The sequence below is a fragment of the Seonamhaeicola marinus genome (assembly GCF_008085455.1).
This window is the reverse complement of the sequence record NZ_VSDQ01000830.1, coordinates 1-663: the sequence shown is the minus strand read 5'-3', so window position 1 is coordinate 663 and position 663 is coordinate 1. Positions and strand designations below refer to the sequence as shown.

Here is a 663-nt window from a genome sequence, read left to right as displayed (position 1 = left end):
ACCTTACGGCCATTTTTAATAGTTCAATGGCATCACCATCAACAACGTCTTTTAATTGGTTTATGTATTGTTTTACAACAGGTTTGTTAATTTGAGATGAGGTGTCTTCGCCTGTAACTTCAACATAAATTGAAAAATCTATTTTTCCACGCACCAAAGCATCGGCTAATTGTTTTCTAATGGCCAATTCTTTTTCTCTGTAAATAGAAGGCATTCTTGCGTTTAAATCAAGATTTTTACTGTTTAGAGATTTTAGCTCTATAGTAATTTTTTTGGTAGGCAGTTGCAAAACAGATTTTCCGTAACCTGTCATTGAATAAATCATAAACGTGTGTATTAAGTTCTACAAAGGTAATTAAAACAAGTAAAGCGCATAAAATACTAAGCATAAGTAATAAATAAATTTAATAAATACCTAAATTAGCCTACTTTTCTATTTTAAAAATGAAGAAGCGTATAACACTTAAGCATATAGCTAATGAGTTTGAAGTATCTATAGCAACAGTATCAAAAGCATTAAATGATAGCTATGAAATTAGTGTTAAAACTAAAGAAAAAATACAACAATATGCTAGGGCTCATAACTATAAGCCCAACAGCGTAGCTCTTAGTTTGCTTAATAAAAAAACTAAAACTATTGGTGTTATTATACCCAATATTATG

2 protein-coding genes are annotated in these 663 nt (G+C 29.6%); one reads left to right on the top strand and one right to left on the bottom strand.

All coding sequences use genetic code 11. The annotated features are described in order from the left end of the window. On the bottom strand, positions 1–325 hold a 325-nt coding region (locus FUA24_RS23760; RefSeq protein ID WP_317131975.1), incomplete at its 3' end, for a YicC/YloC family endoribonuclease. Positions 326–444: 119 nt separating this feature from the next. Here FUA24_RS23760 and FUA24_RS23755 point away from each other — a divergent pair. Continuing rightward, the coding region (locus tag FUA24_RS23755; protein WP_148545808.1) for a LacI family DNA-binding transcriptional regulator at positions 445–663 on the top strand (219 nt) is incomplete at its 3' end.